Source organism: Ignavibacteriales bacterium (genome assembly GCA_026390595.1).
Classification (GTDB): domain Bacteria; phylum Bacteroidota; class Ignavibacteria; order UBA10030; family UBA10030; genus UBA9647.
Genome location: JAPLFQ010000033.1, coordinates 94085 through 120322, shown reverse-complemented (window position 1 = coordinate 120322; position 26238 = coordinate 94085). Strand labels below are relative to the sequence as shown.

26 protein-coding genes are annotated in these 26238 nt (G+C 52.2%); 8 read left to right on the top strand and 18 right to left on the bottom strand.

Going from position 1 to position 26238, the window contains the following annotated elements:
- From NTU47_18055 to NTU47_18040, 4 genes are all read right to left on the bottom strand, one after another.
- The gene (locus NTU47_18055) at window positions 1–450 is read right to left on the bottom strand and encodes a GatB/YqeY domain-containing protein (protein MCX6135713.1); all 450 of its coding nucleotides are present in this window, start codon (window positions 448–450) and stop codon (window positions 1–3) included.
- Window positions 451–803: 353 nt separating this feature from the next.
- The gene (locus NTU47_18050; GenBank protein MCX6135712.1) at window positions 804–1673 is read right to left on the bottom strand and encodes a metal ABC transporter permease; all 870 of its coding nucleotides are present in this window, start codon (window positions 1671–1673) and stop codon (window positions 804–806) included.
- A gap of 35 nt (window positions 1674–1708) precedes the next feature.
- Window positions 1709–2623 (bottom strand): metal ABC transporter substrate-binding protein, encoded by a 915-nt coding sequence (locus NTU47_18045; GenBank protein MCX6135711.1) that lies wholly within the window; start codon window positions 2621–2623, stop codon window positions 1709–1711.
- A gap of 42 nt (window positions 2624–2665) precedes the next feature.
- A complete protein-coding gene (locus NTU47_18040) occupies window positions 2666–3823 on the bottom strand; it encodes a hypothetical protein (protein MCX6135710.1) in 1158 nt (385 codons plus the stop codon).
- A 525-nt stretch (window positions 3824–4348) separates the two neighbouring features.
- Here NTU47_18040 and NTU47_18035 point away from each other — a divergent pair.
- From NTU47_18035 to NTU47_18020, 4 genes are all read left to right on the top strand, one after another.
- Window positions 4349–4885 (top strand): peroxiredoxin, encoded by a 537-nt coding sequence (locus NTU47_18035; protein ID MCX6135709.1) that lies wholly within the window; start codon window positions 4349–4351, stop codon window positions 4883–4885.
- Window positions 4886–5000: 115 nt separating this feature from the next.
- The gene (locus NTU47_18030; GenBank protein MCX6135708.1) at window positions 5001–6044 is read left to right on the top strand and encodes a hypothetical protein; all 1044 of its coding nucleotides are present in this window, start codon (window positions 5001–5003) and stop codon (window positions 6042–6044) included.
- Between the two features lie 87 nt (window positions 6045–6131).
- On the top strand, window positions 6132–6866 hold the full coding sequence (locus NTU47_18025; protein ID MCX6135707.1) for an SDR family NAD(P)-dependent oxidoreductase: 735 nt from the start codon (window positions 6132–6134) through the stop codon (window positions 6864–6866).
- Window positions 6863–8671: a M28 family peptidase gene (locus NTU47_18020; protein ID MCX6135706.1), complete on the top strand. Its 1809-nt coding sequence runs from the start codon at window positions 6863–6865 to the stop codon at window positions 8669–8671. Before NTU47_18025 ends, NTU47_18020 begins: the two co-directional genes overlap by 4 nt.
- An 81-nt stretch (window positions 8672–8752) precedes the next feature.
- Here the strand turns inward: NTU47_18020 and NTU47_18015 are convergent, their stop codons facing one another.
- The 10 genes from NTU47_18015 to NTU47_17970 all read right to left on the bottom strand — a co-directional run bounded on the left by NTU47_18015 (window position 8753) and on the right by NTU47_17970 (window position 17000).
- Window positions 8753–9052 (bottom strand): hypothetical protein, encoded by a 300-nt coding sequence (locus NTU47_18015; GenBank protein MCX6135705.1) that lies wholly within the window; start codon window positions 9050–9052, stop codon window positions 8753–8755.
- A 33-nt stretch (window positions 9053–9085) separates the two neighbouring features.
- Complete coding sequence (locus NTU47_18010) at window positions 9086–9463, bottom strand: metallopeptidase family protein (protein ID MCX6135704.1); 378 nt, start codon at window positions 9461–9463, stop codon at window positions 9086–9088.
- An 18-nt stretch (window positions 9464–9481) separates the two neighbouring features.
- Window positions 9482–10111 (bottom strand): Yip1 family protein, encoded by a 630-nt coding sequence (locus NTU47_18005; GenBank protein ID MCX6135703.1) that lies wholly within the window; start codon window positions 10109–10111, stop codon window positions 9482–9484.
- A 178-nt stretch (window positions 10112–10289) separates the two neighbouring features.
- A complete protein-coding gene (locus NTU47_18000; GenBank protein ID MCX6135702.1) occupies window positions 10290–11663 on the bottom strand; it encodes a tryptophanase in 1374 nt (457 codons plus the stop codon).
- A 298-nt stretch (window positions 11664–11961) separates the two neighbouring features.
- Complete coding sequence (locus tag NTU47_17995; GenBank protein MCX6135701.1) at window positions 11962–12498, bottom strand: adenine phosphoribosyltransferase; 537 nt, start codon at window positions 12496–12498, stop codon at window positions 11962–11964.
- A 27-nt stretch (window positions 12499–12525) separates the two neighbouring features.
- Entirely contained in the window at window positions 12526–13308 is a 783-nt protein-coding gene (locus tag NTU47_17990) for an enoyl-CoA hydratase-related protein (GenBank protein ID MCX6135700.1), read from the bottom strand.
- Between the two features lie 127 nt (window positions 13309–13435).
- Window positions 13436–14872: a type I glutamate--ammonia ligase gene (gene glnA / locus NTU47_17985; GenBank protein MCX6135699.1), complete on the bottom strand. Its 1437-nt coding sequence runs from the start codon at window positions 14870–14872 to the stop codon at window positions 13436–13438.
- 27 nt (window positions 14873–14899) lie between these two features.
- Complete coding sequence (locus NTU47_17980; GenBank protein ID MCX6135698.1) at window positions 14900–15358, bottom strand: Lrp/AsnC family transcriptional regulator; 459 nt, start codon at window positions 15356–15358, stop codon at window positions 14900–14902.
- A gap of 190 nt (window positions 15359–15548) precedes the next feature.
- On the bottom strand, window positions 15549–16223 hold the full coding sequence (gene rpe / locus NTU47_17975) for a ribulose-phosphate 3-epimerase (GenBank protein MCX6135697.1): 675 nt from the start codon (window positions 16221–16223) through the stop codon (window positions 15549–15551).
- 9 nt (window positions 16224–16232) lie between these two features.
- On the bottom strand, window positions 16233–17000 hold the full coding sequence (locus NTU47_17970) for a PASTA domain-containing protein (protein MCX6135696.1): 768 nt from the start codon (window positions 16998–17000) through the stop codon (window positions 16233–16235).
- Window positions 17001–17532: 532 nt separating this feature from the next.
- Here NTU47_17970 and cdd point away from each other — a divergent pair.
- The 4 genes from cdd to bshC all read left to right on the top strand — a co-directional run bounded on the left by cdd (window position 17533) and on the right by bshC (window position 21124).
- A complete protein-coding gene (gene cdd, locus NTU47_17965; protein MCX6135695.1) occupies window positions 17533–17952 on the top strand; it encodes a cytidine deaminase in 420 nt (139 codons plus the stop codon).
- A gap of 3 nt (window positions 17953–17955) precedes the next feature.
- On the top strand, window positions 17956–18531 hold the full coding sequence (locus tag NTU47_17960) for a thymidine kinase (GenBank protein MCX6135694.1): 576 nt from the start codon (window positions 17956–17958) through the stop codon (window positions 18529–18531).
- Window positions 18532–18605: 74 nt separating this feature from the next.
- Window positions 18606–19454, top strand: coding sequence for a purine-nucleoside phosphorylase (locus tag NTU47_17955; GenBank protein MCX6135693.1), 849 nt, complete (start codon window positions 18606–18608; stop codon window positions 19452–19454).
- Window positions 19455–19468: 14 nt separating this feature from the next.
- Window positions 19469–21124, top strand: a complete 1656-nt coding sequence (gene bshC, locus NTU47_17950) for a bacillithiol biosynthesis cysteine-adding enzyme BshC (protein ID MCX6135692.1) — start codon at window positions 19469–19471, stop codon at window positions 21122–21124.
- A gap of 23 nt (window positions 21125–21147) precedes the next feature.
- Here bshC and ugpC read toward each other — a convergent pair whose 3' ends face one another.
- The 4 genes from ugpC to rpsO form a co-directional block, all read right to left on the bottom strand.
- On the bottom strand, window positions 21148–22260 hold the full coding sequence (gene ugpC, locus NTU47_17945; GenBank protein MCX6135691.1) for a sn-glycerol-3-phosphate ABC transporter ATP-binding protein UgpC: 1113 nt from the start codon (window positions 22258–22260) through the stop codon (window positions 21148–21150).
- A gap of 18 nt (window positions 22261–22278) precedes the next feature.
- Window positions 22279–23565, bottom strand: a complete 1287-nt coding sequence (aroA, locus tag NTU47_17940; GenBank protein MCX6135690.1) for a 3-phosphoshikimate 1-carboxyvinyltransferase — start codon at window positions 23563–23565, stop codon at window positions 22279–22281.
- Between the two features lie 91 nt (window positions 23566–23656).
- Window positions 23657–25828 carry a polyribonucleotide nucleotidyltransferase gene (pnp, locus tag NTU47_17935; GenBank protein MCX6135689.1) on the bottom strand — a complete coding sequence of 724 codons (2172 nt, stop codon included), beginning with the start codon at window positions 25826–25828 and terminating at the stop codon, window positions 23657–23659.
- Window positions 25829–25897: 69 nt separating this feature from the next.
- Entirely contained in the window at window positions 25898–26167 is a 270-nt protein-coding gene (gene rpsO, locus NTU47_17930) for a 30S ribosomal protein S15 (GenBank protein MCX6135688.1), read from the bottom strand.
- Window positions 26168–26238 lie beyond the last annotated feature (71 nt).

Below are 26238 nucleotides of genomic sequence, written 5' to 3'. Positions count from 1 at the left end.
TCAGCCCCCCAGTTTTGCTTTCACCAGCTCCTGTACGAGTTTTCCGTCCAACTTGCCTTTCAGCTCCTTCATGGCCAGCGGCATGACCTTTCCGAACTCTTTCGCCGAACTTGCGCCGGTCTCGTTGATGATCCGCTGGATGATGCCGGCTGCCTCTTCGGCTGTAAGCTGCTTCGGAAGATACGAAGAGATGATGTCAAGCTCGATTCGTTCCTGCTGAGCCAGCTCCAATCTGCCTGCTTTTTCGTAGACCTCGATTGCTTCCTTCCGCTTCTTCATTGCAGCCATCAGGACGGCGAGTTCCTCATCCGGTGTGATACCCGCGTCGCCCCCCCTTTTTGTCAGATCGATCATCGACGCGCGCAACAATCGAAGCGTATCGAGACGGGGTTTGTCCCCCGATTTCATCGCTGCCTTGAGGTCGCTGTTGATTTGGTCGTTCAAGCTCATAGTTGTCGCTCTTCTCAAAAAATGAAAAAGGCAAGCGGTCGTCCGGCTTGCCTTGTCATGGTTATGCTGTGTACGTCACCATTTGGATTGTGGTATCTCCCCTGTTCGGTCCTTTTCAAAGTATTCAAATTGTTCAAGAAAATCAACCACGGACATCACCCCCTGCCGAAGCTGGCCACTGAAAGCTTCCGAGGTCGACCATCTGGTCAGTTGGTTGTTAGAACGTCGTCTCCAGCTCTTCGGTCAAGAATCGCCTTTGTGGCATTCATGTATCCTGTATTCGTCTCCACAATAGCATTGTCACGTGCGCCTGGCGCTAGCTGATCCGAAAGCACGGCAGGCATGCAATCGTCTCACTCGGACGTCTCAGAGACGTCAGGCGGAGTGTTGTCGTTGAAAAACCGGAGTCTCATGAACCTGCTGAACTTGAGAAGCGCAACAGCGACGAACAACGCCCCCAGCGCCGCGACGACTGATGATCCTGCAGGGAAATCGAAACTGACTGAAGAATAAATGCCCAGGAATCCTCCAAGCACGCTGATCAACATCGCTATCCCGACAACCACATTCCTGGATTGAGAGAACAGCACAGCTGCCACCGGCGGCACGATCAAGTAGGAGAAGACAGGGATGACTCCTGCGACTCGAACGGCGAACACAATGCAGAGACCAATGCAGAGGTAGAAGAGAAAATTCCACAGGTCGAAGACGCGCATATGCTCGACCTGCCGGTTCTCGAACTGTTCGGTGAGCTCAAAGAACTTTTTTCGAAAAACGAGCTGAACGATACCGATGATGGCGAATACGATGGAGAGCGTAATGATCTGTTCCGTCGTTACCGTGAAAAGGCTGCCAAACAGAACCTCTGAGATGTCCGATTCACCATGCGGTGTTTTCGAGATGAGGAGGACCGTCCCTGCTGAGGCAACCGCATAGACGATGCCGATAATGGCCTCGTGCTTAAGGCGTTTGTCTTTCACTTTGATGAAGGATAGCAGGAACGCTCCAAGCATAGTGAAGACAATCGAAATAAGAGTCTCTTGCCCACCGCCGTTGAAACCCGCGAAAGCCACACCTAACATCGAAATCTGTCCAAGGGCCAAATCGACGAACACAATTCCTCTCCCCACGACGTGGACTCCCATGTAAGAGAGCAGCAATCCTAGAACAGTACTCACGATCAGTGCGTTCACTACGAAACTCTGGCTTAACATTTCACCCATGATTCTTCTCTCCACAATAATATTGATTGAGGGATCTAGCGCAACGCATCAAGAAGTTGTGATACGTTGTAGTCAAAAAGATCGATGTATGATTGGATTTTGTCGTTCGCACCGACGGAGGTCGCCAGCGTAACAACCTTTCCGCCCGTGCTGCGGGCGACGAGGTCGGCTGACTCTGTCGTGAAGTACGGCGAAATAATAATAATCTTGATGTGGTCACGCTTCATTTCGTTGATGACTTTGAGAAGTTGCGAAGGGGATGGTGGAATCCCCGGCTTCGGTTCGAGGAAATCGACAATCTGCAGGCCAAAGCGCTGCTCGAAATACGGCCATTCATTGTGATAGGCAATGATCTTCGTGCCTGCGTAGGGGCGCATCTTCTCAGTCCACTCTTTTATCTTCGCGTCGATAGTCTGATTGAACTTGTTCAGATTCGCCTCAAAGAGCGACCTATGGTCAGGATCGACCCTCACGAGGCCGTCGAAGATGTTTTTCGCAATAGCTTTGCCGTTAACGGGATCGAGCCAGTAGTGCGGATTACCAAAGACGTGGATGTCTCCCTGACCTCGGCTAGCACTCGTCGGTATCTGGAGCAGAGGCACATTCATGGAAGCGTCAACATATCCTTCTCCCCCCTTCTGGATCTTCGAATTCCTCGCGCTATTGAGCAGCGGGGGGACCCAGCCGATTTCCAGATCCAATCCAACCGTCACAAACATGTCTGCTCGAGACAGCTTCAGAATGTAACTTGGCTTGGGATCAACGAAATGAGGATTCTGAAACCCCGTTGCGATCGCAAATACATCGACCTTGTCGCCCCCGATGAGGCGCGCAATACTCTGCATATCAGTCAGCGTCGATACGACCTTGATTTGTCCAACGACTGTTGAGCTCCAGGACAGGCATGAGATCAGGAGGACGAGGAAAATCATAATTCGTTTATTCATCATTTGAGTATATCTCCACAATGTGAAATGAACGCAGTAGTGTCCTTAGTATTGGTGAGCGGCGTGCGATCCGATTCCAAAGATTACCCTGAGAGTAACTCCGTGCGTAGATCGTTCGTAGTTGCGGTCAGTATACTGATATTCGAGTGCCACGATCTGGAATTCAGTTGGCTGGAAGCGGAACAAGAGAGTTCCAGCCACATCCCTCTTCCCTTCGTCATCGGGAGACTGCGTGTAATCATACCGGGCACCGACAAACCACCGTTGAGCGAACTGGTACTCCGCCATCGAATACAGTCCGTGCGTCCGGGCCCGCGTGGTCTCATCCAGTTGCATGTTTGCGAGCAGTAATTCGGTTTGCCATGAGAAAGATTGCAACACGTTGAACTGCACAGGCTTCCATTTGTACGTTACATCTATGCCCCCAAATGTGCTTGTCAAACCAAATTGATTCGGGCCGCTTGCCCCGGAGAATCCTATTTCGAGGGTCGAATTCAGGGTCAGGTCGAAAAAGTTCTTGAGATGTCCGAAATACGAGAGTTGGCTGTCTTCCCCGCGGGCGAGTATTGCGTTTGTCTCAACCCGTCCTGTTTCGAGCGTCAGCTCCTGAAAGAAGTCATAAGGATTTGGAACGAGCCAGCTCAGCGACGCTCCTTCCATGAACATTCCCTCCGAGCTAAAGAACTTCTCAGTGACTTTGGGGAAATCAATAAAACTATATGCATGCGGATGAAGAATATTTATCTTCCCGAATGCAGGCTTGAATTTCCCAAGCGTAACCTGCATCTGGTACGGCAACGAGAGCGATGTCAGAGTTGCGATTTCGAGTCCAGGGGCGAGCTCGCCAGTTTCCAGGTCCTTTCCGTACGAGAACATGATGTCTGCACGGGCATATGGATCCACGACGGAAGATACCTGGATTTCAAGTTGATTGAGGTACATATCGATTTTCCGCTTCCCCATCGTTACATAGGCCGACCGGAAATCACCTATTGCGCTGAGATCAGGATTCGTGCTCAATGATGATCGGGGAGCCGACGGAGCTTGCTGAACCACGGGGCCGACCGGCTGCATCGACCGTTGGATTTGTGTGAGCAGAAGCGAATCTGCAACCGCACTTGAATCCGTCTGCTGTGCGATTGAGCTGACGAATGCAATACAAGACGCAGACAGAACAATGGTGATTTTACGGCAAGATCTCATAGTCACACCTGACGAGGGATGATCCGGTGAATTCGTTGTGCAAGAGTTGAAACGACGAGGCTTTGTTACACAGAAAGCGGCGGAGGTCCCCTGTCAGGTTCGGAGAATTGCATCGCCAACACAGGGATTCTATTGCAGTCGATGTCGCTGACGCGCTGGGCGCAAGCTTCAGGCACTGATGAGGAAAATTCAAAAATGGCAAGCGTTGACAAGACGCGGAGGCACAATAAACACTGCCGGCAGTCTTCAAGAGGTTTGTGATTCTCAATCGAGCCGCAGTCGTGAGATCGAAGAGTCTGGTGCCCATCGGAACTCGTGAGAACATGCTGATGAGAATACTGCATGGAGAGCGATGCCCATAAATGGACGGCGACTATCAAGACTACTGCGCATTGCCGACGTAAGGTCTTCATTCTCCAACTCAATCTAGCCACCTCGCGAGAGAGATGCAAGAATTCTCAATTATTGCATTTTTGGCAGGCAACCGCTATCTTATAATAGTTCAACAAATTGGCGGGTTACTCCATGCAAACCATTCTCCTGGCTGTATGGTTCCTCATTCTTGGAACTCAACTTCAAGCTCAGAGCTCTGCACCGGCTGAGGGATCGAAAGCACCTGAATTCGCACTTCCCTATGCAACTAGGGACTCCATTGCAAAGGACTCTTTGAAGCTTTCTGACTTTGCCGGCAAGAGAGCGGTTATCCTGGCCTTCTATCCGGCTGACTGGAGCACGGGGTGCACGAAGGAGGTCTGCACCATGAGAGACAACTTCGATGCACTTGCCGGCCTTGACGCTGAAGTCCTCGCCATCAGCGGAGACTACGTGTGGTCTCATCACGAATGGGCGAAGTTCCACAACCTGCCGTTCAGACTTCTCAGCGACCATTCGCACGCTGTGGCGAAACTCTATGGTAGTTTCAACGATAAGACATACTATAATCGGCGTACGGTTTTCGTGGTGGATAAAGAAGGGACTATCGTGTACGAGAACTTGAAGTACAGCGTTGCCGACCTCCAGGATTTTGAAAAACTAAAGTCTGCTCTTGTTGCGATCAAATAGTCGCCTCCCCGCTGGTTTCAACTCATGGATACAATCTCTGCATGAGACCCAAGAGAGTACCTCCTGCCTGTAAGGGTGTCTCTTTCACGTAGTTCATAAGGCTCAGGTAACGGATATGTCACGATTTGGGATGTACTGTATTGCAGCACTTTCTATTGTGTCTGTGGCGATTGCCTCGGGTCCCGATTCACTGCGTCCTTCGAACGAAAAACACCTTCGCAACATACGTCAGCTCACATTCGGCGGAACCAACGCTGAAGCGTACTTCTCCTTCGACGGTCAGAAGTTGATCTTTCAATCAACGCGTCCCCCCTACACTTGCGATCAAATGTTTACGATGAAGATCGATGGATCATCTCAGCAACTTGTGAGCACGGGCAAGGGCAGAACGACGTGCGGGTATTTTCTCCCTGGTGACGAAACAATCCTGTATGCTTCAACGCACGGGGCAAGCGCCAATTGTCCCCCCTCTCCGGACAAGTCAAAAGGATATGTCTGGGGGGTCTTCAACGATTACGACATCTATGTGGCGAACGCCGATGGCTCCGGATTGAAAACCCTTTTTGCCAGCCCTGGATACGACGCTGAAGCGACGGTCTCGCCCACGGGAGACAAGATCGTGTTCACATCTTCACGCGTTGGGGACCTGGAATTGTACACGATGAACCTTGACGGTTCGCACTTGAAGCGGATCACTCACGACATTGGATACGACGGAGGGGCGTTTTTCTCCTGGGATGGCAAGAAGATCGTCTATCGCGGCAATCATCCAACCAAGGTAAAAGAAATCGCTGAGTATAAATCACTTCTCGCAGAACAGCTTGTGAAGCCCGGAAAAATGGAGATCTTTGTGTGCGCAGCTGACGGGAAAAACCGCAAGCAGTTGACGCACAACAACGCCGCAAATTTCGCCCCTTTCTTCCTACCTGGTGACAAACGAATTATCTTCGCCTCCAATATGAAGGATCCGGGAGGAAGGTTCTTCGATCTGTTCGTCATGAATGCCGATGGATCCGGACTGGAGCAGGTTACATCCGAAGGTCATTTCAATGCGTTCTCAGTTTTCTCAAGGGACGGAAAGAAGGTCGCGTTTGTGTCGGATCGGAACGCGACGGGGCGCTATGAGTTTAATGTTTTTGTCGCCGACTGGGTTGATTGAGGCAGTTTCGGGCATTGCGGCTGGGTGGTAGATTGATTCTGTAATCTCCACCAATCCGGGCCGTTGACAGAGGAATGCAGCGCGGACATGAGGCTCAAGAACAAGAAAATAGTCATTACAGGTGGTTCGAAAGGGCTTGGCCGCGCACTAGCGTTCAGATTTGCTGCAGAGGGAGCCCGTCTGGCACTCTGCGCCAGATCGACCGACTTGCTCCAGAGAGCTGAACTCGAACTATCCTTGATAGGACCTCCCCCAATCGCCTTGGGCTGCGACATCACCGACCACGAGCAGGTGGAACGTTTTGCTTCAGTGGTTCTGGAAACATTTGGGTCGATTGACGTACTCGTGAATAACGCTGCTCAGCTGGGTCCACGAATCGATCTCTCGGAATGGACACCCGCAACGTGGAATCGAATTATCGACGTCAACGTCAACGGACTCTTTTCTGTCACAAGGGCCTTTCTGCCATCAATGCTGAAACAGGGATCTGGCTCCATTATCAACGTGAGTTCGTCGGTCGGGAAAAAAGGGCGTCAACGTTGGGGAGCCTATGCAGCATCGAAGTTCGCTCTCGAGGGGTTCACGCAAACGCTTGCAGACGAGGTCAGGACCAGCCGCATTCGAGTGAACTCGGTCAATCCCGGACCGATGGACACCGATATGCGCCACGCGGCGTACCCTGACGAGGACCGATCCAGACTCAAGCCGCCTTCGGAAGTTCTCGAGGCATTCGTCTACCTGGCCTCCGATGAGTCCCGGAGTGTAACCGGGCAGTATTTTGATGCACAGGACTTTAACAAAAACAAAAAGGAGTCTTCATGAAACTATTGCTTCGAGTAACTTCCCTCGCGTTGATTCTTCTATTCGGGTTTAAGGTTGGAGTCTTAGCGCAAACAAGTAAAGAGATTACAGCCGCCGAGCTTACAAAGCACGTCAAGTTTCTTTCATCTGATGATCTCCAGGGACGCAAGACCGGCTCGAAGGGAGCCGAAGCTGCAGCACAATACATCGCACGGGAGTTTCAATCTTACGGCCTCAAGCCGGTCGGGCCAAACGGCTCATTCTTTCAGGATTTCGAGTTTGTTTCTGGAGTGAAGCTTGGTGATGGCAACAGTCTGGCGTTCGAGATCTCAGGCAAAGCTACCTCATTACTGCTCGACAAGGAGTTTCGCCCGCTAGGGTTTTCCTCGAGCGAAACGTTCGCAGGTCCTGTTGTCTTCCTCGGTTACGGTATTTCGGATACAGCAAAAAAGTATGATGACTACGCCAGTCTCGATATTAAGGGGAAGGCTGTCATGGTGCTCCGAAACGCCCCGCCGGCTGATTCCACGCGCGATTTGGGTCAATATGCCAGCCTGCGCTACAAAGCATCGAAGGCGCGGGAGCTGGGTGCCAGAGTCCTTTTCGTGGTAACCGGGCCCGAGGATTCGGAGACAGACGACCTGATAAAGCTGAGTTACGACAATGCGTCTGGGAATGCTGGCCTTCCTGCTATAAACATAACCAGGAAAACTGCCGACCTCATGCTGGCCGATGCCGGCAAGACGATCAAGGATTTGCAGAAGGCGATCCATCAATCGAAGGCACCGAAGTCAGTTGACCTTCCTCACGTCTTCGTGCGCGCCAAAACGGATATCAAGGAAATTCGAGAAACCGCTCGTAATGTCGTTGGATATCTTGAGGGAAGTGACCCAGAGCTAAAGAATCAGATGATTATCATTGGCGCACATTATGATCACCTTGGTATGGGAGGCGAGGGCTCTGGTTCGCTCAAAATTGACACCGTGGCAATCCATCACGGAGCTGATGACAACGCCTCGGGTACGGCAGGAGTGCTGGAGCTTGCCCAGGCATTCTCAGCAATGAAGACTTCACTGAAGAGAAGCATGCTCTTTATCTCATTCGCCGGCGAGGAGCTTGGACTGCTCGGATCAGCCTATTACGCCAACCATCCCCTGCTTCCGTTGGATCGAGCGGTGGCAATGATCAACATGGATATGATTGGCCGACTGAATAACCGCGTATTGATTGTTTACGGGGTAGGCACTTCAGCGGGGTTTGAAGATCTGGTGAAGAAGCACAACCAGGACTCAGCGTTCGTGTTGAAATTGAACAAGGACGGCTACGGTCCCAGCGACCACGCTTCGTTCTATGGAAAACAAATCCCTGTGTTCCATTTCTTTACTGACATTCATTCCGATTATCACCGCCCCTCTGATACCTTTGACAAGTTGAATTATCAGGGTGAAGAGAAGGTGGTACGATATATCGAGCGGATAGCCGAAGAACTCGATCAATCTGTCGATCGCCCACGATATATTGCTGTGGAGGCTCCTCGTCAAGCCACTGCTGGCAGGAGCACACGAGTGTATATGGGTACTATCCCGGATTTTGGCGAGCAGGTGCAGGGTATGAAGATTTCCGGAGTGCGTGAAGGGAGCCCCGCAGCCAAAGCCGGCATGACCGGCGGGGATATCATCATCAAGTTCGGCAAAGTCGACGTCAAGAGCCTCTACGACTTCACCTACGCTCTTGGCGAGTACAAACCGGGAGACGAAGTAGATGTCGTGATCAAACGGGGTGCCGAAACCAAGTCTGTGAAGGTCAAGCTGGAAAAACGAAACTAGGAAGGCGGGAACGTCACAAGAGAATGCGTGACCGCTGCACCGCTGCTCCTCGGCAGAATCGATGTGGCGGTCACTCTTGCTTTAGTCAACTTCGGTGAGTGTCGTGTACTTTGCTTTTCCCTCTTTCAGAAAACTCTCGAGCCGGCTCACCAATTCCTCGCTTTTTTCGTCGAGATCATTGTCCAGAGCGTCGTATTCCTCAAGTGAACTGCAAACAAACTCCTCAACGAAGGAGTTCTTCTTCCCTTTTTGCTCAAACACCGAGTAATTCTTCTTTCTCACTACAGAGAAGTGAGCCTTCAGCTCCTTCATCAAGGCAAGGTATTGGTCACGCTTCTCAGGATCGATGTCGTAGGATATCTGTAACAAGACTTTCGGCATAGCTGCGCTCTCCGTAATATGATACGTGGTCTCTTACTCGAAATCTCTCAAGGCGTCCCGCACTTCCTGCTCGTTCATACCAAAATAGTGACCGAGTTCATGAAACAGCACCTCAACGATGCGTCGTTCAATCTCCTGCTCGGTCGAACACGTTTGCTCGATGTTCTTCTGGTACAGGCTTATTTTGTCCGGCCCAACCGGGTACATTCCATATGAAGTGCCCCGATGCGGAAGCGGTACACCCTGGTAGAGGCCGAGCAAGGTGAACTTCCCAGCCCGTGTCCTCGCCAACGCGTCGCCGGAAGGATAATCCTCGACGACGATCTGAACATTTTCGATTTTGTGCTTGAATGCATCCGGAAGACTGTCGAATGCATGCTGGGCAATCTCCTCAAACTGCTCTCTCGTCACCCATCCCCTTCCTCTCCGTCACACGAGATCAATGAGGCCAAACTGTTGAGCGAGCAGCAAGAGTCCGCCAAGAAACACGACGAACGCTCCCAGGACCGCAATGACTGATTTGAATACGTTGATTCTCTGTGATACGTGCGTGCCGAGAACTGCCAGCGCGATACTCCAAACGCAAACCAGGCCGTCAAACCCGATCAGGATCATGAAGGAAACGGGTTTGAGGGTGTACGGATGAGGGTTTGACGTGAAGAGATACATGCCGAACGTCAACAATTCAATCGGGAGCACAAGGAACAGAGAAAGTGCGATGGGAGTAAGAGAATACCCGATTACTCCGAGGGACGTTCGAAAGCCTGTCGTTCCCCCAAGAATAGTAACAAATGCAAAGTAAATACCCGTGACGATGAAGGCCGATGCCAGCCCGAGGATTATTCCGATCCCAACAGCAGCAGGGATAAGGTCGATGAGCGAAATGAATCGGGTCCCGAGCCGGAAGAACCAGAAGGCCGTAAAGGAGAGGCTGATGCCAAAGAGCGAGAAAAGAAACAGGGCGTAATTCTTGTGATCTGCGATCGTGATGGTCCGAAATGCCTTTCGGGGGGATTCGAGAACCTTCCAGCCGATATCAAAGAGATCCAGGTTTGGCACGCGGTTCTGGAGAAAAGCCTTACATTTTGCGCAAGTGATCGCAAAATCGTCGTTTTCCTCAAGACAGACAGTGCATTTCAACATTTCAACCTGGCTCATTTCTTGAAGAATTTATGAAGATTGGTCCTAGGAAGCAACGCTTTTCTGGGTTTTTCGCGTCCAGGTACTGGAATTCTCTTCAGGCGATCGGCTCGAACTTCGCCGTGAAATGTCGAAGGGCAGGTGCCTCCTCAGTGATTCGAAGCCCCCGAAGCGATTTCCGTCGTTCAAAGACATCGAGCACAACCTCTATGACATAGTCGATGTGGCTCTGTGTATAGACCCTCCTCGGGATCGCCAGGCGAACGAGTTCCATAGGAGGGGACAACAACGCCCCCTGTGCATCATATTTTCCGAACATCACGCTTCCAATCTCCACGGAGCGAATCCCCCCTGCCCGATACAGTTCACACACGATAGCCTGACCAGGGTACTGGCTGGGTGGAATGTGCGGAGCAAATCGCTTCGCATCGAGATAGATGGCATGTCCGCCGGGAGGTTCGACGATCGGGACGCCTCCTTTGACGATTCTCTCCCCCAGGTATTCGACAGATCGGAGGCGATACGTCAGATAATGCTCATCGAGAATTTCTTCAAGACCCTGCGCAATAGCTTCGAGGTCACGGCCCGCGAGGCCTCCATAGGTCGTGAAACCTTCCGTGACGATGAGGAGATTTCGTGCATTCATTGCAAGCACGTCGTCATTGAGTGCCAGAAACCCACCCATGTTCACGAATGCATCCTTCTTCGCGCTCATCGTGCATCCGTCAGCATAGGAGAACATCTCCCGGGCTATTTCTTCGGCTGTCTTCCCGGCATAACCGGGCTCACGCTTCTTGATGAAGAATGCATTCTCAGCGAACCTACACGCGTCGAGGAAGAGTGGAATTCCGAACTTCAGAAGCAGCTGCTTCGTCTCCCGAATGTTGGCCATGGAAACCGGTTGTCCGCTTCCTGAGTTGTTCGTGATCGTTATCATGCAAAGGGGAATGTTCTCTGCCCCCGTGGTTCGAATAAACGCTTCCAGAGCCGGTATGTTCATGTTTCCCTTGAAGTCAGCGATGAGGCCTGGTTTCTTCCCCTCTTCCGTCGGAAGATCCACCGCTTCGGCACCTGAGAACTCAACATTGGCGCGCGTCGTGTCAAAATGCGTATTGTTGGGAATATACTTTCCCTGCTTCCCGACGATCGTGAACAGAATCTTCTCCGCAGCTCTCCCCTGGTGCGTCGGCATGACGTGCTTGAATCCGGTGAGCTTCTTCACTGTTGCTTCAAAACGGAAGAAACTTCTGGACCCGGCATACGCTTCGTCACCATCCATGATACCGGCCCATTGTTTCGCGCTCATCGCGGACGTCCCGCTGTCCGTCAGCAAGTCGATGAGGACATCGTCAGCGCGAATAAGAAATGGGTTGTAAAACGCATCGCGGAGAATCTTCTCCCGCTCTGCCGGAGTTGTGAAGCGGATGGGTTCGACGGACTTGATCTTGAAGGGTTCGATAATCGTTTTCATGGCGAGGTTCCGTTCAATCTCTCAACAATAATATCCAGCGTGTGATACCTCTGAGTGGCTTCGACAATCCCACGTACAGCCGCTCTCGTGATGCCCGTCTGGTCGACCACGCGACGCGGGTTCCTCAACACCGACGATGTCATACAGCCTGGAAACTTCGAGGTCGGTTTATCTGCGTGCGCGAAGGAAATGATGCAGCTGACGGTGACGAGAATACGGATGCGGGCATCCCTGGGTAAGAGGCGCATACGCGCTGAAACAGTGTGACTCTTGTACGCGAGGCACCATCACAGAGATTCTATTCTGCGTCGTATTGAATGATTGAGAACACATCATACGACCCAAGCTGCGCCCGTCCCTTGAGAAATCCCAGTTCGATGAGAAACGAGAGGCCAGCAATAGAACCCTCGAGTTTTTCGACAAGCTTACAGGCCGCAGCGACTGTCCCCCCCGTTGCAAGCAAATCATCATGAATCAGAACCCGCTCGCCCGGGGTGATCGCATCCTGATGAATTTCGATTATATCGGTTCCGTACTCCAGTGCATAACTTTGTCCGATGGTCGGGGCAGGGAGCTTCCCCTTTTTTCTGATTGGGACAAATCCTGCCTTCAACCTGAGCGCGAGCGCCGCCCCCAGGATGAATCCACGGGATTCGATGCAGACAACTTTTGAGATCTTGTCTTCCTTGTAACGGGAGTGGAGCACGTCGACGGCCCGCTGAAAGGCCTCTGCATCTTTGAGCAGTGTGGTGATATCACGAAACATGATCCCGGGCTTGGGAAAATCGGGCACAGTGCGAATGCAGGAAGCGAGGGTGCGCAAGTCAGATTTCATGGCGGAGCACTACGCGATGTGAAAGGATTACCACTTGACCGGTTCTTTTTTCAGAAACGCATCGATACCCTTCTTGCAGTCCTCAGTCATCCGTGTCAGGGCATTCAGATTCGCTGCATAGCTGAGGGCGTCGGAAACGGACATTCCATGAATTCGGGAAAACAATTCCTTGATCAGGCCAAGAGAGGAAGAGCTGCAGTTCTTCGCGAGTTCCAGGGCGAGGTTTTCCCCAAAATGGTCGATGTCCGTCTCGGGCACGACGTAGTTCACGAGACCCATCCGGTACGCTTCTTCAGCCGGGATGACATTGCCCCGAAGCGTGAGCTCGCGCGCCCTCCCCTCTCCTACCCTTCGAACGAGAAAGAAGAGAACGATCGCGGGTATGAAACCTGTTTTGACTTCGGTGTATCCGAAACGTGCGGTTTCTTTCGACGCGACGACGAGATCACAAACAGTAGCCAGTCCGCAGCCACCAGCGACGGCGTGCCCCTGCACGACGGCGACGACCGGTTTCCGCTGAGTATAAATCTGCAGGAACAGCTTCATCAGATTGTTAGAGTCTTCCTGGTTCTGATTGAAATCGTATTTCATGATGCGCTGCATATAGGCCAGGTCAGCTCCGGCACAGAAGGACTCCCCCTCACCCTTCAGAAGGATGACCTTGACCTCCGCATCGCGTTGGGCAGTTTGAAACGCGGAAATGAGCTCGGTGATCATCAGGTCATCGAGTGCATTGTGCTTGTCAGGTCTGCTCAGCGTAATTGTGCAGACACGCTGGTCATTACGGTATTTGATACGGGTGTAGTCCATGGTGTTTGCCTTGAGATGAAATTACCAAGAAGGCGTCTGAAATGCAAGGAAACCCGGAGAAACGTCGAAGGTCCCGGCGAACGATCCGGGACCTTCGAGAAGTACGGCAAGCGACATCAACCGATAACTACGCGTCGTAGTAGAGAAGAAACTCATAGGGATGAGGTCGGAGAGCCATGGGTTCGATTTCCTTCTCCGTCTTGTAGTCAACCCATGTATCGATGACGTCTTCGGAGAACACGTCGCCGCGCAGGAGGAACTCGTGATCATTGCGGAGCGCCTCGAGAGATTCCGCCAGCGAGCCGGGTGTCGAGGGGACGTCGCGCAACTGTTCCCGCGTCATGTCATAGATGTCCTTGTCCAACGGCTTTCCCGGATCGATTTTGTTAATGATGCCATCCAGTCCTGCCATCAGCAGGGCCGCAAAACCGATGTAGGGATTGCACGTGGGGTCCGGGCAGCGAAACTCGACCCGCTTCGCCTTCGGATTGGTAGAGTACATTGGGATGCGGACGGAAGCAGAGCGATTGCGCTGCGAATAGGCCAGGTTCACCGGTGCTTCAAAACCGGGCACGAGACGCTTATATGAATTCGTCGTCGGGTTGGTGAAGGCGCAGAGCGCGGGTGCATGCTTGAGAAGCCCCCCGATGTAGTACATTGCCATTTCGCTGAGACCGGCATACCCATTGCCAGCGAAGAGTGGTTTTCCGGCTTTCCAGAGGCTCTGGTGGACGTGCATGCCCGAACCATTGTCTCCAAAGATCGGCTTCGGCATGAAGGTGACGGTTTTCCCGTGCTTCTTGGCAACGTTTTTCGTCACGTATTTGAACAAGAGGTAGTTGTCTGCCATTTTCGTGAGCGTGTCGCGACGCATGTCAATTTCAGTCTGTCCTGCCGTCGCAACTTCGTGATGATGTACCTCAATCGGTATTCCCACCCCTTCGAGCGTCAGCGCCATCTCGGACCTGATGTCCTGCAAGCTGTCAATGGGAGCAGCCGGGAAATATCCTTCCTTGAAGCGAGGCTTGTGGCCGAGATTCTGTTCTTCGTTCGATCCGCTGTTCCAGAACCCCTCCTCCGAATCGAGATAGTAGTACCCAAAGTTATGAGATTGATCGAAACGGACATGGTCCAGAATGAAGAACTCCGGTTCAGGTCCGAACAATGCCGTATCCGCGAGGCCAGTGGTTTTGAGATACGCCTCAGCCTTCTTGGCAATGTGGCGAGGATCTCGTGAATAGCTCTCGTGCGTGATCGGATCAGCAATATCGCAAACGAGGCTTAGTGTCGGCACCGTGTTGAACGGGTCGAGGAAAGCTGATGTAGGATCTGGAAAGAGCAGCATGTCGCTCTCGTGAATCTTCTGGAATCCCCGGATGCTGGATCCATCGAAGCCAATCCCTTGTTCAAAGATCTCGCCGGAAAACTCTCTGGCTGTGACTGAGAAGTGTTGCCATTGCCCTATCAGGTCGGTGAATTTCAGATCGATGATCCTGACACCATTGTCCTTGATCATCTTCAAGACCTTGTCCACGCCTGAGATCGCTTTTGCCTTTGTGGCCATAAGACTCCTAGTGGGTTAGATGTTTTGTTATTTGTTTAGATGAATTTTGATGGCACTCGTTTCCTTTGGAGTTGACAGAACAACGCTCGTTGTCGTTTTCACGACTCCTGACCAGGATTGGATCTTCGCAAGAAGTTTTTCCAGACTGGTGGTGTTTTCGGTACGGATTTTAAGAAGATGGGTTCCCTCTCCCGTTATGGCATGACACTCGAGGATGTCGTCCACCGAGCTGATATGGTCGACAAACGAGTTGTAGTGCTTTGATGAGTCTACTGTCGCGAGAACAAACGCAGTAATGTCTTTGCCGAGCATTTGATAGTCCAACTTGGCGAAGTAGCCGCTAATGATGCCTGCCTCCTCCAGTTTCCGGAGGCGCTCGCTGACCGACGGAAGCGAAAGACCCACGCGTTCTGCGAGATCATTTCTTCTCATCCGCCCCTGTTTCTGAATGATTTCGAGGATTTTTTGATCGATATCGTCGAGCATATCAGAACCGTAGTTATTTAGGAATAGACGGGATTGGCTTTACTAAATAAGATCAAATAGCGGTCTTGCCTACAAATATAAGGTACCGCTTCCTCCAAGTCAAGCCTTTTCACAAAGAAAAAGCCCAGCCACATTCGTGACTGGGCTTTGGAAGAATGAATAGGTCGGTGAGGAACAAGGTCGGGGGGCTTCAGGTCCTTTTCTTGGGACCTGCCTGGCAGGCGGAGCGAAGATCTGTGATTGCGTTCTTGATGTCCGGGGCACGGAAGATTGAGGTGCCGGCGACAAGGACGTCGGCCCCGGCTTCGGTGACGAGAGGGCCGGTGGTTAGATCGATTCCGCCATCGACTTCCAACCTGATATCTCTGCCTGACTCGCGGATCATATCGCTGGTTTCACGTAGTTTCCGCAATGTTCCCTTGATAAATGCCTGTCCGCCGTACCCTGGATTCACGGACATGATAAGGATAAGGTCCACGTCCCCCATGATTTCCTCAAGCGTTGAACACGGAGTAGCAGGGTTAATCGAGACACCGGCTTTGGCACCGAGCGATTTGATATGCGCTATCGTGCGGTGCAGGTGCGCGCAGCCTTCCTGGTGTACCGTAATGTGGTCGGATCCGGCTTTGCGGAAGGCCTCGACATGCTTGTCAGGGTCAACGATCATTAAATGCGTGTCGAGAGGGAGCGTTGTTGATCGGCGAACTGCCTCAACGATAAACGGGCCAATAGTGATGTTAGGAACGAAGCGACCATCCATCACATCAAGGTGTATCCAGTCGGCGCCGCCTGTCTCGGCCTGTCGAACTTGATCACCTAGGCGGGAAAAATCGGCGGCTAGTACTGACGGTGCAATTCTGAGCATGTGTTCCAATCAGTTTTGGAGATCGCTGGACTTTTCGCCTTTTTGGGCAACGACAAGATCGATGGCCTGTCCTGCCGGCACCAATTGCCCTGCTTTGGGGAACTGCTCAATGACGGTGTTGGGGAGAAGATCGGCGTTTACTTGATATGTGATATTGCCCACGCGTAGACCGGCCTGGATGACGATTCGCTCGGCTTCAGAAAATGTCTTTTTGAGAATGTCAGGTACCGGTACCTGATCAGCGTTCTTTCCCTGGCTGACTGTAACATTGATGACTTTTCCGCTGGGCACCTTTGAGCTTTGCGGCGTGTCCTGATCGATAATGGTCCCCTGAGGGTATTCTTCAGAAACCTGATATGCAGTAGAGCCCATCACCAAACTCACCCGCTCGAGCGAAAATGTCGCGTCTCGAAGGCTCTGGCCTCGCAAGGAAGGAACTACAACAAGGGGCTCCCCTCCGCTCACCGTCAGATACACTCCTCGCCCGAACTTCACTTCCACTCCTGAAGCGGGGTTCTGAACAACCACAATCCCTTCAGGATATTGCTTGTCGGTTCGAACGCCCGCCTTCTTCCCTGGCAACCCTGCCTCGGTCAACAGCTTGAGAGCCTCATCCACCGTCTGGCCCACGACATTCGGGACCGTCGTCATTTTGCCCCGTTGAACGTACGAAGGCATTACGATGTTGTTGAAAATATAGAATACGATCAGAAACACCGCAATTGCGAGGGCGGGAGTCCGAAAGTCTTTTGGTTTTAGTCTCTTCCAGGATTTCATATTATCCTCATCAAAAATATAGAGAATCTTCGTCAGAGTTACAAGACACCATGACTCGACGATCTGGCACAGGAAAGAACGGCCCAAACGCGGTCTTGTACTCCTTCAGGATAAGGCGATGTACTCCCAGCCAATCCCCCGGCGTGGTTCTGTCCAGATTCTTCCACTCCTGCTCCTCCCCTACTTTTGCCAGTAAGGATCGGCAGTCCTGGTTCTATCTTCCGACGCAGACGTTCATGCTTGTCTCCGCCCATTTCTCGAAACTGGTTTCACAGCGAGAGCGGTAAAGAAAAAGAAACTTCTTTTCGAGACGCTCATCATCATTGAACTGCTGCAAGTCTGACCTCACATCGTGCGCACCCGTTTCTCGGGCAGCCAACCCGGATCTTGCTTTCCGGCAGTAGAAGAATCGTTCCACCGCCATTCGATCAATTGCATTTCACTCCAATCTTGTCTATATTTTCTCGGCTTTCCTGAGTGTGGGAAAATTCATAGTTATCGCTCAACACAACGACGAGGCGAGTAAAGAAACGTGCGAACTGAACACAAAAAGCTCGTACAGATAGCGCTCGCGGCCAAGAAAAGGGCGCACGCTCCATATTCCCGATTTCACGTGGGAGCAGCACTCCTCTCTTCGAGCGGCAAGATCTACAGCGGCTGCAATGTTGAGATCAGTACATACGCGTTGACAATCTGCGCCGAGCGTACAGCGATCTTCAAGGCGATATCAGAAGGAGATGTGCATTTCAAGGCGATCGCGGTCGTATCTGATGATCCGGGCTATACTCCCCCATGCGGAGCATGCCGGCAAGTTTTGATGGATCTCGCCGGCAACATCGACTTTCTGATGGTAAACGGAAAAGGCAGTGTGAAAGTGTTGAAAATGCGAGAGCTCCTTCCCCATGCATTCGGCAAAAAGAACCTCGATCGAACAAGAAAAAAGAGCAGGTAGTCTATGGATACGTCGGAGCTTCACAGCGTCCCACGCAATACTGGCTGGATCGAAGTGGTCTGCGGCTGTATGTTCAGCGGGAAGACTGAGGAGTTGATTCGCCGTTCGAGGAGGGCAGAAATTGCGAAGCAACGAGTGGCCATCTTCAAACCAAGGATCGACAATCGTTACAGCGCACAGCACATTGTCTCTCATAGTGAACAATCGCTGACTTCAATCGTCGTGGACGATGCCTCGGAGATTCTCGAACAAAGCAAAGATGCACAGGTTATTGGTATCGATGAGGGTCAGTTTTTCAAGTTGAACCTTGTAGAGGTGTGCGAAACTCTGGCAAATCAGGGGAAGCGGGTCATCGTCGCCGGACTCGATCAGGATTACAGAGGGAAACCGTTTGAACCTATGCCGCAACTCCTCGCTGTCGCTGAGTACATCACAAAGACGCTGGCCATATGCGTCGTTTGCGGAAATCCGGCGGATCGAACTCAGCGCAAGACGCAACAGGCAGACCGGGTTGTGGTCGGCGCCAAAGACATCTATGAGGCGCGCTGCCGCCATTGTTTCGAGCCACCCATCGACTGATTCGATATTCCGCACATGGTCCGGACAGCAGAGAAGAATCTGTGCAAGCAAGAGATGCAGGTCAGTATGAGAGGATGGTGGGATTGACAGATAACTCAAAGCTGGATAAAGCTGTCGACTACTTGACCTCGCGTATCACGCAAAGGCCTGCTGTTGCAGTTGTACTAGGATCCGGGTTGGGTGACTTCGCCGAAAACGTTGTCGATCCGATCGAATTCAAATCCAGCTCCATTCCTGCCTATCCCACTTCGAGCGTCTCAGGCCATGATGGCAGCCTTGTATTCGGAAAACTCAGGAGCAATTCAGAAGAATCCCCTCCCTTGCTCATTTTCAAAGGCCGAGTTCATTTCTACGAGTCGGGAGATCTCAAAACGACGACATTTCCAATTTCCGTGGCGGCCGCACTCGGCGCGCGATACCTCCTGGCTACGAATGCAGCCGGCGGGATCAACCCCGAGTTTTCAGAGGGGGACTTGATGCTCATCGAGGATTACATCAATTTCTCTTTTCTCGATCCTCATCATTCAAATCAAACATCGCTCTCAACTCCTTTTCATACAAAGCCTTCCCTCCTATTGGATAAACATGTATCCGAGTGCATTCTGGGCGCCGCTTCAGCCTTGAACATCCTGCTGCGTCGTGGTACATATTGTTGGTTACAGGGGCCGTCCTATGAGACGAAAGCCGAGATTGAGATGCTGCATCGACTAGGGGCGGATGCTGTAGGTATGTCGACAGTCCCGGAAATGGTACTCGCATCTGAGCTGGGGATGAAAGTTGGCGCGATTTCGCTGATTTCGAACATGGCGGCTGGATTAGCAGTTGGCCGCCTGTCTCACGAAGAAGTTGCAGAAACTGGAGCAAGGGTAAAGGGAGTGTTTAAATCGCTTCTCGAAGAAACAATTTTCCGAATAAAGGACTGATAGCCCCAACGACCATGGCCTACGATCACAGTAACGGTATAGAATTCCGGGAAATGCAATCCGGCGGAGGCGCTTTCTCCTCCCTGTTCGTCGATTATCTCGGCGATTTTCGAAGTGTGGAGAAATTCTACGGTGGAGATTTCCGGAATGAAGCTCACTGGAAGACTCTTCTTCGAAAGGTCTCCGAACGTCCCATCGATAGGTCCTCTCTCGTCCAGATCCTGGGAACGCAGAACCGCAATTTCCATTGCGGCGTTCGAACGCTCGCAAACATCGATGCCCTTTTGAATGACAACACCGTGGCAGTCGTGACCGGACAGCAAGTCGGTCTATTTACTGGCCCCGTCTACACCATACTGAAGACGCTCACCACACTGAAGCTTGTCGAAAGCCTGTCTCAGCAATATCCTGAATACAACTTTGTGCCGGTGTTTTGGCTTGAGGGTGAAGATCACGATATCGCAGAGGTGAATTCGATCAAAGTGCTCTCCGTCTCGAATGACATCCAGGAATTTCGATACGAGATGAAGCGAGCCTCCGACGATCAAAACCTGGGCGCGGTGGGCAAGATTGAGTTTGACGAATCCATAGATTCCATCTTCGATAATCTCGAGCAATCACTGATACAGACTGAGTTTAAATCTAAAGTCCTCGAGCTCTTTCGAATGGCTTATCAAAAGGGCATGACATTCAACAGGGCCTTCGTCCACCTTATGAATGTTCTTCTGGAAAATTCCGGACTGGTGTTCCTCGATCCGAACGACAATGAAGTCAAGAAACTGCTCGCTCCCCTTTTCCAGCGCGAGCTTGCCGAGACACCGAAGTTCTGCCAACTCGTCATAGATCAAAGTGCGGAACTTGAGAAGCAGTACCATGCCCAGATCAAGCCAAAATCTCTGAACCTGTTCTTCTTCCATCATGGCGGCCGGTATTTGCTTGAGCCGCGACCTGACGGATACTCCTTGAAAGGAACACGCCAACATCTGACGAAAGAGTTCGTGACTGAGGCTGCGAAACAAACCCCGCAGCTTTTCAGTCCTAACGTGGTCCTTCGCCCCATTTGCCAGGACTGGCTTCTCCCAACGCTTGCGTACGTCGCAGGTCCGGCAGAAGTCGCGTATTTCGGCCAACTTAGGTCACTCTACGAAGCCGTCAACATTCCCATGCCGATCATTTACCCGCGGGCGAGCGCCACGATCCTTGAGGAAAAAGCAGACAAGGTCCTCGAGCGATTTTCAATCTCTCTCGTGGACATCTACCGTGATGTTGAGATCGTGAAGGAAAAAGTTGCAGCTCAGGTATCGGATTTGAATCTGGACGAGGTATTTGGAGGTACGTTTGCCTCGGTTCAGGAGGCGTTTGAGGGGATAGCGCAGGTCCTGCAGAGAATTGATCCGACACTCAACGGGGCGCTTGAGAATGTCAGTCGAAAGACAACCGTGAATATCGAAGGACTCAAAGAACGTGCAGTTGCCGCACAGAAGCGGCAGCACGAAGTATCCTTGCGGCAAATCGACAAAGTATCAAACCTGGTTTTCCCGCAAGGAAACTACCAGGAGCGTGAACTCAACGTAGTCTATTTCCTGAATAAATACGGACCAGAGTTCCTGCGCTGGCTCTACGGAGAGCTCAAGATCGATCTATTCAAGCACCAGGTGATTCGCCTGTAGAGACCGTCCCGAGTAGAAAGTCCCTATTGGATGGTCTTCTCTGTTTCCCGATCAAAGAAATGGGCACGACCCATATCGAAGAAGAGATCCAGAGGTTTGCCCACGGCAGGTTCCTTCGTAGTCGTAACACGCGCGACGAATTGCGGACCGTCTTTCCGAGTTGAAAAATACACGTACGTCTCATTCCCCATCGGCTCCACCACCTCAACGGTTACCTTTGCCTTCGTCCGTGATCCACTTGCTGCGGCAGAACCCGCGATGGATATTTGTTCCGGTCGGAGCCCGAGTATCAAATCCTTCCCAATGTATGCCTTCAGATGTCCCTGGTCCTTCTTCTGAATGGGTACTCTGAGTCCCCCCGGCTTCTCGATGAAGGTGAGAGATGTTCCCTTCTCAATCGATCCCTCAAAGAAATTCATGGCAGGGCTCCCGATGAACCCGGCAACGAATTTGTTCACCGGATTCGCATAAATCTTCATAGGAGACTCAATCTGCTGCACAAATCCGTCTTTCATCAAGACGATCTTATCCCCCATTGTCATCGCTTCGGTCTGGTCGTGGGTCACGTAGATCATCGTTGCGCCCAGCTTCACATGGAGTTTTGAGATCTCGGTGCGCATCTGCACGCGCAGCTTCGCGTCCAGGTTGCTCAGCGGTTCATCGAAGAGGAACACTTTGGGTTTGCGGACAATCGCTCTGCCGACAGCGACGCGCTGCCGCTGTCCACCGGAGAGGGCCTTTGGTTTTCGGTCGAGGTAGTCTCCGATACCGAGGATTGCCGCGGCTTCACGCACACGTTCGTCAATCTCCTGCTTCGGGAGCTTGCGAAGTTTCAACCCGAAAGCCATGTTTTCGTAGACGGACATATGGGGATAGAGCGCATAGTTCTGGAACACCATTGCGATGTCTCTATCTTTTGGTGCGACGTCATTGACGCGTTGACCGTCGATAAAGAGATCGCCCGCGGTAATCTCTTCAAGTCCGGCGATCATACGCAACGTTGTCGATTTTCCGCATCCCGATGGTCCTACAAGCACAACAAATTCCTTGTCCTTGACCTCAAGGTCCATTTCGTGCACCGCGACGACATTTCCTTCATAGACCTTCTTTATGTTTTCCAGACGTACACTTGCCACTTTGAGATCCTCCCAATACTATCGACGCTCAAGGCTGCCGAGCAGCTGCCAGAACGATGGAAAAGAGATGTCAACACACTCCGACTCTTTGATCATTGTCTTGCCCTTCAGCACGAGTCCGGCCACACCAAACGCCATTGCGATACGGTGGTCAGAAAAGCTGTCGCATGCGGCCGCAATTAATGTGTTTTTGGGCTGAAATGCAAACCCATCCGGATACTCTTCGACCTCAAGGCCGGTCTTCCGGAGGTTCAGAACAAGTGCGCGAATCCTGTCGGATTCTTTGTGCCGAAGATCCGCGGCTCCCCTGACGACGAGGCTGCATCCCGAAAGGGCAAGCGTTACGGACAGTATCGGGATTTCGTCAATGAGCTCCGCAACGTGCCTCCCCTGCAGCTCAACGCTTCCCTGAAGAGGAGAAGTCCTGACAAGAAGATCGCCAATTGGTTCTCCCGCCACGATCGACTCGCGTTCGGTCTCGATCGAACCCCCAACAGAGCGGAAGAAATCGATGATGCGCGTTCTCGTTGGGTTGAGGCCGACATTAAGGATGCGAAGTTCGGAATTCGGAACAAGAAGTGCTGCCGAAATGAGGAATGCAGCCGAGGATACATCACCGGGAACATGGAATCGTTGCGCGGGGACTTGCATGCCACCGTTCACTTCAACAACGAAGGCCCCGGCGGAAGGCACCGTCTTGAGTCCGAGCATTCGTTCTGTGTGATCTCGTGTTTGGGTTTTCTCTACAACGCGGGTAGTACCCTCGGCGAAAAGGCCCGCCAACAAGACTGCCGATTTCACCTGTGCGCTTGACATCGGCATCGCATACTCCATCGCGTGAAGCGGGGAGACGCCCTCGATAATCAGCGGAGCCGTCTGGAGTTCAGATCCCTGTATCTTCGCGCCCATCCGTGAGAGCGGTTCAATGATGCGTTTCATCGGGCGCTGCCGAAGAGAATCGTCCCCGGTGATAGCGGACCGAAATGGCTGGCCGGCAAGGATACCCGTCAGGAGCCTGATGGTTGTACCGGAGTTGCCGGCGTCGAGGATTTCCTTTGGGGGGCGGAGGCCAGAGAGCCCCGTTCCATGCACCTTGATGAGAGAACCTTCCATCTGGAAGTTGGCGCCGAGCGAAGCCAGACAATGGAGCGTGCTGCGCGGGTCAGCTGCGTCGAGGAAACCGCTGATTTCTGACGATCCCTCCGCCAACGCTCCGATCATCAGAGCCCGATGGGAGATCGACTTGTCGCCCGGAACGGAGACTGTCCCGCGGAGACCTCTGGATTGTGAAATCACTCTATCCATAGCAATCCAAAAAAGAAATCCTCACACGTTGATCAGCCTGCTGAGGCGGTTCGTCGGTGTGAGGATTGTTGACTCGTCACGTACTGGTTGCTTAGCGCCGGTTGCGATCCGACCGATGGCTGTCTCGCGGTCCGCTCGAGCGACGTTCACGTGCCTTTTTCATCTCCTCTTCAGCGTTTTCGCCGCCGGGAAGAGTAGCCTTGCGACTGAGGTTGAGTCGACCCTCGGAGTCAATCAGCATCAACTTGACTTCGAGCGAATCGCCCACTTTGAAAAGGTCTTCGACCTTTTCAACCCGGTTCGTGTCGAGCTGCGAGATGTGGACCAACCCTTCCTTGCCAGGAAGAATCTCTACAAAGGCGCCGAATTCCATGACCTTCTTCACAACCGCCTGATACACCTTGCCAACCTCAGGCATTTCCGACATCTTGCGAATGTAGTCCATGGCCTTGTCGGCCGATTCTTTCTGGACAGCCGCAACGGTGACTGTACCATCATCCTCGACATTAATCACAGCACCGCTGTCCTTAACCAACTGACGGATGTTCTTACCGCCGGGACCAATGAGTGCACCGATCATATCAATGGGGATCTTGATGGTCTGCAAACGCGGCGCGTACTGTGAAAGCTCGGGCCGCGGGCCCGCGAGCGACTGACTCATCACATCAAGTATGTGGAAACGACCAGCCTTGGCCTGTGCAAGAGCTTTCTCCATCACCTCGAGGGTAATGCCCTGAATCTTGATGTCCATCTGGAATGCGGTGATGCCTTCCTTAGTTCCAGCAACTTTAAAATCCATATCTCCCAGGTGATCCTCGTTGCCAAGAATATCGCTGAGGATCGCTATCTTGTCCCCTTCCTTTACAAGTCCCATCGCGATACCGGCGATAGGGCGCTTGAGCGGAACGCCTGCATCAAACAACGCCAGAGTGCCGGCACAGACGGTCGCCATGGAAGACGAGCCGTTGGATTCGAGGATATCGGATACGACGCGGAGAGTGTACGGGAATTCGGCTTCCTCAGGAAGCAGGTTCTTAAGTGAGCGTTCAGCCAGATTACCGTGTCCGATTTCTCTGCGCCCCGGGCCTGTGAACCGACCAACTTCGCCGACGCTGAACGGCGGGAAGTTATAGTGCAGCATGAACCTCTTGGTCGTTTCAGCCTTTAAACCTTCAAGTTTCTGCTCATCGAGTTTCGTTCCGAGGGTAGCAGTCGTCAGACTCTGCGTCTCGCCCCTTGTGAAAAGGGCCGATCCGTGCGTTCTCGGCAGAACACCAATTTCGCAGGTGATCTTGCGAATATCTGTAAGTCCGCGGCCATCGAGCCGTTTCCCCTCGTCCAGAATCGTCGATCGCATTGAATGATACTCGAGATCGTGCAGGATCGTGTTGATGGTTTCCTCCTGATCGGGATACTTCTCTGCGAGGGCCTTGTTGACCTCCTCGTAGACCTTGCCCGTGGCTTCCGAGCGGGCTTCCTTGGCGAGGACTGTCCGGCTAAGCTCCTTGATTCTTGCTCCACCAAGCTGCTTTACATCCGCAAGCAATGCTTCAGGATGTTGCGTTATGACTACAGCGCGCTTGGCTTTAGCGATCTCTTTCGCAAAATCAACTTGAGCCTGACAGAGGATCTTGATGGATTCATGAGCGACGCGCAAAGCATCGACCATTTCCGATTCGGAGATCTCTTTCGATTCCCCCTCGACCATCACGATGGAGGAGAGAGTTCCGGCGACAGTTGCATCAAGATCGCTGTGCTCAAGCTCATCGTGAGTCGGATTGATCACGAACTTGCCGTCGATCCGTCCGATGCGGACTTCCGCGATTGGCCCATCAAACGGGGCATCTGAGACCATCAGCGCCGCAGATGCAGCGCAGGCTCCGAGCACATCGCCGTCGTGCTGGGAGTCAGATGAATAGACTGTGACGAGGATCTGTGTTTCGTTGAAGTACCCCTCCGGGAACATTGGCCGGATTGGCCGATCGATAAGCCTTGAAGAGAGGATTTCCTTTTCTGTCGGGCGTCCTTCGCGCTTAAAGAATCCTCCCGGGATCTTGCCCACAGCGGATGTCCTTTCGCGGTATTCCACCTGGAGCGGGAAGTAATCCTGCCCTTCTTTCATTTCCTTGGCACTTACAACCGTCGCCAACACCATTGTGTCGGCGTAACGGACCATGACGGCGCCGTCGGCTTGCTTTGCGAAGCGGCCGGTCTCGAATGAGAACGTCTTGCCGCCAACTTCAACTTCTTTAGTCACGACCATAGTACATGCTTCTTTCTTTCAATGAGAGCTGCATATGCAGCTCGGGATGAGAACTCGACTATCCGCAAACTATTTGCGGATTTCAAGCTCTTGGATGATCTTGCGATATCGATTAATGTCTTTTTTTGTGAGATATTCGAGAAGCCTTCTGCGCTTGCCCACCAGCTTCAACAGCCCGGCACGGCCATGATGGTCCTTTTTGTGGCTCTCGAGGTGAGGTGACAACATGTTAATATGAGAGGTCAGTATTGCAATCTGGACCTCGGGGTTTCCGGTATCTGTGGGGCTCTTTCCAAACTTCTTGATGAGCTCCGCCTTTTGTTCCTTGGTGATTGACATTGCGACTCCTTAAAGTGAGCTAATGAGTAATGCATTGTTACTTTAAACGCTGTAAGACTTTACCTCACAAC

Coding starts and splice junctions, on each gene's coding strand:
- NTU47_18015 (MCX6135705.1), bottom strand. CDS start 9,052: ATGCCGAAAGTCTTGTTACAGATATCCTACGACATCGATCCTGAGAAG.
- NTU47_18040 (MCX6135710.1), bottom strand. CDS start 3,823: ATGAGATCTTGCCGTAAAATCACCATTGTTCTGTCTGCGTCTTGTATT.
- NTU47_17960 (MCX6135694.1), top strand. CDS start 17,956: ATGGATACGTCGGAGCTTCACAGCGTCCCACGCAATACTGGCTGGATC.
- rpsO (MCX6135688.1), bottom strand. CDS start 26,167: ATGTCAATCACCAAGGAACAAAAGGCGGAGCTCATCAAGAAGTTTGGA.
- aroA (MCX6135690.1), bottom strand. CDS start 23,565: ATGGATAGAGTGATTTCACAATCCAGAGGTCTCCGCGGGACAGTCTCC.
- glnA (MCX6135699.1), bottom strand. CDS start 14,872: ATGGCCACAAAGGCAAAAGCGATCTCAGGCGTGGACAAGGTCTTGAAG.
- NTU47_17990 (MCX6135700.1), bottom strand. CDS start 13,308: ATGGACTACACCCGTATCAAATACCGTAATGACCAGCGTGTCTGCACA.
- bshC (MCX6135692.1), top strand. CDS start 19,469: ATGGCCTACGATCACAGTAACGGTATAGAATTCCGGGAAATGCAATCC.
- NTU47_18050 (MCX6135712.1), bottom strand. CDS start 1,673: ATGGGTGAAATGTTAAGCCAGAGTTTCGTAGTGAACGCACTGATCGTG.
- NTU47_17955 (MCX6135693.1), top strand. CDS start 18,606: ATGGTGGGATTGACAGATAACTCAAAGCTGGATAAAGCTGTCGACTAC.
- NTU47_18025 (MCX6135707.1), top strand. CDS start 6,132: ATGAGGCTCAAGAACAAGAAAATAGTCATTACAGGTGGTTCGAAAGGG.
- NTU47_17980 (MCX6135698.1), bottom strand. CDS start 15,358: ATGCTCGACGATATCGATCAAAAAATCCTCGAAATCATTCAGAAACAG.
- NTU47_18030 (MCX6135708.1), top strand. CDS start 5,001: ATGTCACGATTTGGGATGTACTGTATTGCAGCACTTTCTATTGTGTCT.
- NTU47_18000 (MCX6135702.1), bottom strand. CDS start 11,663: ATGAAAACGATTATCGAACCCTTCAAGATCAAGTCCGTCGAACCCATC.
- rpe (MCX6135697.1), bottom strand. CDS start 16,223: ATGCTCAGAATTGCACCGTCAGTACTAGCCGCCGATTTTTCCCGCCTA.
- NTU47_18055 (MCX6135713.1), bottom strand. CDS start 450: ATGAGCTTGAACGACCAAATCAACAGCGACCTCAAGGCAGCGATGAAA.
- NTU47_18020 (MCX6135706.1), top strand. CDS start 6,863: ATGAAACTATTGCTTCGAGTAACTTCCCTCGCGTTGATTCTTCTATTC.
- pnp (MCX6135689.1), bottom strand. CDS start 25,828: ATGGTCGTGACTAAAGAAGTTGAAGTTGGCGGCAAGACGTTCTCATTC.
- NTU47_18035 (MCX6135709.1), top strand. CDS start 4,349: ATGCAAACCATTCTCCTGGCTGTATGGTTCCTCATTCTTGGAACTCAA.
- NTU47_17970 (MCX6135696.1), bottom strand. CDS start 17,000: ATGAAATCCTGGAAGAGACTAAAACCAAAAGACTTTCGGACTCCCGCC.
- NTU47_17995 (MCX6135701.1), bottom strand. CDS start 12,498: ATGAAATCTGACTTGCGCACCCTCGCTTCCTGCATTCGCACTGTGCCC.
- NTU47_18045 (MCX6135711.1), bottom strand. CDS start 2,623: ATGATGAATAAACGAATTATGATTTTCCTCGTCCTCCTGATCTCATGC.